The 7,535-nt window shown below is 60.6% G+C and carries 6 protein-coding genes, 1 tRNA gene and 1 pseudogene; 3 read left to right on the forward strand and 5 right to left on the reverse strand.

Annotation, left to right across the window (positions count from 1 at the left end):
* The first annotated feature begins 189 nt into the window (after positions 1-189).
* The gene (locus EN906_RS16060; RefSeq protein ID WP_127267268.1) at positions 190-1,269 is read left to right on the forward strand and encodes a thymidylate synthase; all 1,080 of its coding nucleotides are present in this window, start codon (positions 190-192) and stop codon (positions 1,267-1,269) included.
* Positions 1,250-2,188 (forward strand): hypothetical protein, encoded by a 939-nt coding sequence (locus EN906_RS16065; protein WP_127267267.1) that lies wholly within the window; start codon positions 1,250-1,252, stop codon positions 2,186-2,188. Before EN906_RS16060 ends, EN906_RS16065 begins: the two co-directional genes overlap by 20 nt.
* Here the strand turns inward: EN906_RS16065 and EN906_RS16070 are convergent.
* The 5 genes from EN906_RS16070 to EN906_RS16090 form a co-directional block, all read right to left on the reverse strand.
* The gene (locus EN906_RS16070; RefSeq protein WP_164749084.1) at positions 2,185-3,243 is read right to left on the reverse strand and encodes an ImmA/IrrE family metallo-endopeptidase; all 1,059 of its coding nucleotides are present in this window, start codon (positions 3,241-3,243) and stop codon (positions 2,185-2,187) included. The two genes, EN906_RS16065 and EN906_RS16070, sit on opposite strands and share 4 nt — an antisense overlap.
* Positions 3,244-3,290: 47 nt before the next feature.
* Entirely contained in the window at positions 3,291-3,614 is a 324-nt protein-coding gene (locus EN906_RS16075) for a hypothetical protein (RefSeq protein WP_127267265.1), read from the reverse strand.
* Between the two features lie 253 nt (positions 3,615-3,867).
* Positions 3,868-3,944, reverse strand: a tRNA-Arg gene (locus tag EN906_RS16080).
* Positions 3,945-4,075: 131 nt separating this feature from the next.
* Positions 4,076-5,002 (reverse strand): DUF1003 domain-containing protein, encoded by a 927-nt coding sequence (locus EN906_RS16085; protein ID WP_127267264.1) that lies wholly within the window; start codon positions 5,000-5,002, stop codon positions 4,076-4,078.
* Between the two features lie 384 nt (positions 5,003-5,386).
* Positions 5,387-6,268, reverse strand: coding sequence for a D-alanyl-D-alanine carboxypeptidase family protein (locus tag EN906_RS16090; protein ID WP_236383085.1), 882 nt, complete (start codon positions 6,266-6,268; stop codon positions 5,387-5,389).
* A gap of 419 nt (positions 6,269-6,687) precedes the next feature.
* On the opposite strand from EN906_RS16090, the pseudogene EN906_RS16095 reads away from it, so the two are divergent.
* Positions 6,688-7,535 (forward strand): annotated as a pseudogene (locus tag EN906_RS16095) (methyl-accepting chemotaxis protein); the annotation flags it as partial.

A 7,535-nucleotide genomic window follows, 5' to 3' on the forward strand; every position in this document is an offset into this window, starting at 1 on the left:
CGGGCTGACGGCGGCGCAGCTGAGCAGCAAAGGGAGCGCCGAACTGGACGTTGCGAATTCTGCAGCCGAATAAAAGGCGGTGGTGGAATATTCAATTGCAGCCGGATACTCTTCCTGCTGAGATATAATCGCGAATCGATCTTGCTTGATAGTCAGGTTCAACAGCAGACTCGGCAGCAAGGACCGTGCGTGTTTCATCACTCTGCCGACAATCTCGACGATTTAATGCGAAAGGTTTTCACGCGGCTGTTGTCCGGTAACAAGCGGAACAACCGCGTGAGATCACGCAAAGGTACAAGCACCGAGTTGTTCGGTGCGCTTCTCGAACTTACTAATCCGCGTGCGCGACTGGGAAGATCCGAGGCGCGCGCTAGAGTTTTCAGTCCGCTTGGCGAACTGCTCTGGTACCTGTCAGGCAGCGACGCATTAGACCAAATCAATTACTACATCGAAGGATATGACGAGTTTTCCGACGACGGCGAGACGCTCAACGGCGCTTATGGCCGCCGTATCTTCGGGCGCGCTCGCCTGCACGGCGACGCCGAGCCCAAGGACGAATGGCAGCGCGTGATCGACACTCTGCGCGCCGAGCCCGGTTCGCGTAACGCGATCATCCAAATCTACGCGAACGCCGACGGTGCTCGAAACGGTGCAGACGGCAAAAAAAGCAAGGACATTCCTTGCACCTGCACGCTGCATTTCGTCATCAGGAAGAAACGGCTTCACCTACACGTGCACATGCGGTCCAACGACGTTTTCCTCGGGCTGCCGCATGACGTCTTCTCGTTTACCATGCTGCAGGAGATCGCCGCGCGTGAGTTAGGGGTCGAACCAGGAACCTATCATCACTCGGTGGCCAGCCTACATCTCTACGACGACACGGAAAGGCAAAAGCCGCGTACAAACGCCCAGAAGTACGTGGACGAGGGGCTGCACGACATCGTCCCCATGCCGCCGATGCCGTTGGGCGATCCGTGGCCGGCCGTATGGCAAGTGCTGGAAGCGGAACGTGAAATCCGTGCCGGCAACCCGAATTTCGAACCCGTGGCGGATCTCGACCCCTATTGGCGGGACCTGATTATACTGCTGCGCGTCTTTGCTCTTGGCACATTACGGGATACGAAGCGTGCCGCCGAGTTGCTCAACCGGCTGAACCATGACGGGTTCAAACTCTATGTGCTCGATCGGATCGCTAAGAAGAAAGTGGCGGATCCGGTCATCCGAGAACTGTTCGAACCGGAAGAAGTAGATGCCCAACGGAATCCATAGGGACCGCCAATTCCAATTGCTGAAAGGCCTTGCGGCATACGAAGACGAATTCGGTCCACTTCCCGGTATCGCGGATCCCGCGGCCAGACAGACACTGGTTGAGCAGATGGTGTCGAGCATCCGACGGATCGAGTATGTGCGGAATTTCCGCCATCGCCCAGCCATCTCGGCTGATCGTATCAATCCGTACTCCCCTCTTTTCGATCCTCTGAAAGGTGCGTTTTATCTTGATACCAAGGGCCGCCGCGACGAAGCGGTATGGATAGCTTTTCTGGGCACTCATTTTGGCAAACACGCCGAAGATGCCTGGAAGCTGGCCGCGAACGTCATGGGCTCGTTCGGAGAGGGGCCGGTGTGGACTTTGGAGCGCTATGGCGTCAACAGGGCCGATTTTGAGGCGATGTTAACCACGCATGAGGATGACCTGAAGTCCAAATCTATATCCGGACGATTTTCGAACCACCGTCAGTACCAAAGCAAGAAGATTGGCAATATTGGCAAGGTGTTCAGTACTTTCCACGAATGGTTGACGGCCTCGGGTGGTATGAATTCCAAGGTGCGGCTGATACATAAAGAGGTTGGCCAGGAGCCTACGGCAGTTTTCAAGAAGCTCTACCGATCGATGAAGGATGTCTACGGTTTTGGTCGCTTGGGCAAGTTCGACTTCCTGACCATGTTGGGCAAGCTAGACCTAGCGCCGATTGACGCCGACAGTGTGTACCTAACGGGCGCCACCGGCCCGTTGTTCGGGGCTAAGCTGCTAGTCTTGGGAGCGACCAATGCAGAAGGTAAGCCCAAGGAGATCGAGAGGGCGGTTGATACGCTCGACGACTACCTCAACGTGGGTAAGCAAGTGCTTGAAGACAGTCTCTGCAATTGGCAGAAGAGCCCGACGATCTACACTTATTTCAGAGGTTAGTCGATCAGGTCAGGTATGTTTGGGTCTTCACCCCAACGGTAGCGGCGCTTGAGGAAGTTCAGCTTGCTGTGATCCACCACGTCGGCCCGCTGCAACTGACCTACGATGATACCTGGTGTGACATCCACCGCTCGGGCGATGGCCATGATAGCCTTCGGCCCCACGCCACGGTTGTCGAGTTCTTCCCGAAAATTGGCAGGAAAGAGCAATTCTTGCGCAAACTCGTTGGCCTCTCGTTCTTGAGTCTCCGTGTCCGTTCCCATGAATACAGCGCCTTCGCCGTCGATATGGTCTTGCCCATGCAGTACGATGTGCGCAGCCTCATGAAAGAACGTGAACCAAAAATGGTCTTCCGCCATATGGCGGAAGCTAAGCAGGATGACCGGATTGCCGTTGGTATCGAACCAGGACGCGCCACTTGCGCGGCAACCGTCCGGAGTCCGGGCGGTTGCTACTGCCACACCGACAGATCTGCAAGCGGCTACGAGGCGCGGAACAAACGCGGATGGCCGTTTGAAAGCTGAAAGCTTCTTTAGTCCTGGAAGCATGTTCCTAAATGCCGAGAGGTCAAACTCGGGCAGGTCACGGTCGGCGATGGCCAATTCGCCGGCGCGCAGCCAGACCAGTGTGGCCATGCCGTCGGACGCGAGGGATAGTGAGGTTCGGAAAGCGACAGCGCCCACGCCCGATGAGTAGCGCTGTCCCCATTCCTGCAGAGTCAAGCAGCCAAAAAATGCGAGAATCTCGTCCTTGAGTTTGTTCTTAGACTTGCTGCCTTTGGGGACCCAACCGAATTTGCGCATCGATGCTGCCGGCATCGATGCGACCCATGACGCCTCTGAGTCTTGTGAACTCTCGTCCAAACGGGCCATATCCAAAACGTAGGATTTATCGCGGGCCAGCCAGAACCGCGTCGTAGACCCTAGATTGTCGGCCAGAACACCGGCGTCACTTTCTGTCAACCGACGGTGGCCCCTAATCAAAGCGTCGAAATCGTCTGTGGATATTCCCAATGCGTCAGCGAGTTCTGCGCCGTCGATTTCCTTGGTGTCCATGAGCCGCACTATCGTGTCGCCCGGCGGTGAAGACCAGTTAGGGTCAATCATGCTAGCAGCTTTCCGTTGTTGAGAATCCGCAAGAGCTTAACGCGGTGAACATCGCCCCAGTTGGTCGTGTCGATCACACCGGCTCCGATGGGCTCCACCTCCACTACAGCGGAATCTCCCAATGGATAGCTTAACCCGATCTTGCCTTCAGCCCAGTTAACCTTTGGTTCATCCGGCACTTCGTGGAGATAAATGGCGCCCCGCATGTCTGCGATAAGACTGTGGTATGACCGTGCCAGGTCCTCACCGAGCATTTTCGTTGCCGCCTTTCCGTCGATAGTTGCCCTTCGGATTTTCGGTGTGAGATAGTGAAGTTCCAAGGCAAATCGTCCCGCGAGCAGACCCGAGACCACGCCTGTGACTACTTCGCGCTGCGAGTAGTGAGAGACAGCCCGAGGAAAAAGACAAGTCGAATCGTTCGTCTAGACAACTAATGTCAGCGCTATCCGGCTACGACACCATAATCAATGCCGGTGTCGTCATGTAGCTGAGCGATTGTGCTTATCCTTGCTGATATGCGGCGCAAAGCAGCCACCGCCAAACGCAGTGTCCAGAACGGACCCCTTTGCATTCTGGCGCACCCGACAGGATTCGAACCTGTGACCTCTGCCTTCGGAGGGCAGCGCTCTATCCAGCTGAGCTACGGGTGCTTTCCGGAATCCGGAAAACGAACCAGCCGGTGAACCGGCAAGTCACGGCTTCTTAGCGGAAGCAGGCGCGGGCTTCAACGGGCAATTGGAGATTGGCGCAGCGACATGGCCCGGTGCGTGCAGGCTGCGGCCTATGAGGTTGCCGCCCCCGCCTTCACCGTCCGCCGCCCGCGCACCGCCCGCTTCGGCTTCTTCGCACCCGCCAGTTCGTGCATCGCATCCAGCTGCATCTGCTGCATTTCGGCGAGCCGCGTCCATTGGCGCGAGATGAGGTAGTCGAGTTTTTCGTGCAGATGGCGCACTTCGAGCTCGGCCTTGAGGTTGACGCGGTAGTCGTTGAAGGAGCGCAGGCGGTCCTTGGACTCCTGCCGCCGCTGGCTCATCATGATGATCGGCGCCTGGATGGCGGCGATGCAGGAGAGCAGCAGGTTGAGCAGGATGAAGGGATAGGGATCGAAGGCGGCGCTCATGCCTTCGAGCAGGTTGATGCCGATCCACACCAGAAGCACGCTGCCGAACGAGATCAGGAACCACCAGCTGCCGCCGAAGGCCGCCATGTTGTCGGAGACGCGGTCGGCAAAGGTGCGGTGCTCCTCGAATTCTTCTTCCGAGTTTTCGGAAATCGTGTCCTGCCTGGCGATCGATTCGACCACCTGGCGGTCGAGCTCGGAGAATTCGCCGTGCTCCTGCTGCAGCAGCTCCTCCATGTAGCGCATGCGGTAGCGGCCGAGCTCGGCGCGGCTGATGCGGGCGCCGGCCGGCAGGTCGGGATGGTCCGACCGGATGCGGTCGGCGAGGCTCGGGCGCAGCGTGTCGATGCGCACCAGGTCGCGCTTGCGGAATTTGCGGCCCGAGATCGCCGACGGTTTTTTCTTCGGCTTGCCACGGTGGGCGCCGGGACCCGCAGGTTCGGAGTCCGGCACTTCGGGCGTCTCGAAGTGCTCGTCCGATACCGGATCGGCCTCCAGCTCACTGAGGGTCGGCGCCTCGAAATATTCGCCGCCGCTGTCGTGCTGGTTGTCTTCCGGTTGCTCGGGCGTTTTGGGGACGGTGCTCATGGGTGCGGGCTCCTGATGGTGCTGGGCGACGTATGCCGCAACATCGCCAGCATCGCGACGGATTTCGTGGGACTACAAGTGTTTTTGATCGCTTCCCGACTTCGTCATCCACGGGCGGAGCGGGAGCGAAGCGGACGCGCAGACGCGAGGATCCATGCCGCGACCTGCGAGTGTCGCTTGCGGTGCAGAACTTGCCCGATGTTGGCGCCAATCACCCCCCTCTGTCCTGCCAGCGTGCGCAAGGTTCTGCACCCTGGTGACGCGTTTGGAGTCCCGGCATGGATCCTCGGGTCTGCGCCGCGTCGCTATGCTCCTTGCTTCGCCCGTGGATGACGAAGTGGTGGGCGGCAGCCGAGCACCCAGACGCGAACCGCGCCGCGGCCACTATTGCTCGGCGAACATCAGCCTGGTCTTGGCGCCGTCCGTCGTCGGCGACAGGCTCCGTTGGATCAGCGCTTCGACGTGGTCGTTGCGCTGGCGGGCTGAGTCGGCGCCCATCACCACGACGATCAGATTGCGGCCGTCGGCGTTGTAGGAGGTGACGATGTTGAAGCCCGACGCCCTGATGTAGCCGGTCTTGATGCCGTCGACGCCGCGCACGCGGCCGAGCATGTCGTTGTGGCCGCGCACCAGCCGGCCGCGGAACATGAAATCGCTTTCGGAGAAATAGTGGAACTGCTGGGGAAAGCGCCGATGCAGCGCCATGCCGAGCACCGCCATGTCGCGCGCCGTCGTCATCTGGCCACCGTCGGGCAGACCGGACGCGTTGCGGAAAATGGTGCTGGTCATGCCGAGCTGGCGCGCCCTGGATGTCATCATGGCGGCGAACTGAGCTTCACTGCCGCCGAGATATTCGCCGACCGCCACGGCCACGTCGTTGGCGGATTTGACGACGATGGCGCGGATCGCGGAATCGACGTCGATGCTCTCGCCGCGCCGGAAGCGCAGCTTGGTCGGCGGCTGCGAGGCGGCATGGTCCGAAACCGGGATCTGCGTCTGCTTGCTGACGCGGCCGGAGTCCAGCGCCTCGAACAGCAGATAGAGCGTCATCATCTTGGTCAGCGAGGCCGGGTAGCGCTGCGCCGTCGAGCTGACCTCGAACAGCTGCTTGCCGGTCCTGGCGTCGACGACGATGGCCGCATATTTCTGCGCCGGCGCCGGCACGGCCAGCACGCTGTCGGGCGGCGTCGTGGCGCAGCCGGCAAGCAGCACCAGCAGGGCGAGTGCCGCAAAAAATCTCTGGATGAGCGGAAGGGGGTTGTACAAGGGCAAGTCTGTTCTGGGGTCGGCTGTTGCTGAGATGCGGCGAAGCTAACGTAACGCATGTGATGCGTCCATTTGGTTAATGGCGGCAGCAAGGCATTTGCCCAGGTTTGCGCATATTTTCAGAGCTTGGCGCCGCCCCTCATCTGGCTGCCGCCATCTTCTCCCCGTGAACGGGGAGAAGGACGCTCTCCTCGACGGGTTCGCCAACCGCCGGCGTCGCAGAGTGAACGCCAACGCCGCGGCATCTCCCTTCTCCCCGTTCACGGGGTGCCGGCAGGCGGATGAGGGGCAGCGCCGGCGTCGGCTATCGGCCCCGCCGAGCATCTGCCCCGAAAACGCCGGTTTTCCCGTGTCTTTCCTTGCCAGGGCCGCGTTTCCCGTGGGAAGGGGCGTGGTATCTCAGGGCTTGGGGGCTTGGCATGACGAATATCGGGGCCGGGGGCGCAGCGCCCTCGCTTATCAGGGCATCGCTCAGCCGCACCGGCAAATGGGCCGGCAGTGTCGCCTTTATCGGGGGTGCCGTATCAGACATCCTCAATCCGCTGGCGCCGTTCGCCGCCTATATCGCGCTGACCGCCGCGGTGGCCGCAATCATCATCGCCATTGCCATCGTGCTCAGGCTGGTGCTGGCGGCCAGAGCGCTGCCGGCCTTGATCTTCGCCACCACGGCGGCGGCCGTCGCCAGTGGCGTCTACGGCCTGCAGCAGCAGACCAACGCCCAGAACGGGGTGATCGCCAGCCTGGTGCCGGCCATTGCCGGGCTGCAGCAGTCGATGGGCATCGTGTCCGAAAAAGTGGCCAGGATCGAGCAGACCGTCACGCAGATGCAAAATACGGTCGAGGCGGTCAAGCAGACGACCGACACGGTGGCGAAGAAGGCCGACGAGATCGCTAACGCCCAGCAGCAGCAGACGCAGCAGACGGCGGAGGTGCAGAAGACCACCGACGAGGTGAAGAAGCAGACCGAGACGCTGGCCGCCGGCCAGGCGCAGCAGCAGGCCCAGACCGAGAAGCTGCAAGAAACGACGCAGCAGATCGCCGCCTCGATCGACACCATCGCCAAGGGCTTTGCCGCCTTGGCCGCGCAAGGCGGGGCGATTGCCGAGCCGAAGCGGCCGGACGAATTCTACCACAATGCCCGCGTCTACGAGCTGTCCGGCGACATGCTCAACGCGCGGCGCTCCTACCTCGCCTTCGCCGGTTTCGATGTCGACGCCATCGACCCCTACACGCGCTTTGCCACGCTGCTTCGGGTGCAGGACGGTAA

Source organism: Mesorhizobium sp. M7A.F.Ca.CA.004.06.1.1 (assembly GCF_003999135.1).
In the GTDB taxonomy this organism is placed as follows: Bacteria; Pseudomonadota; Alphaproteobacteria; order Rhizobiales; family Rhizobiaceae; genus Mesorhizobium.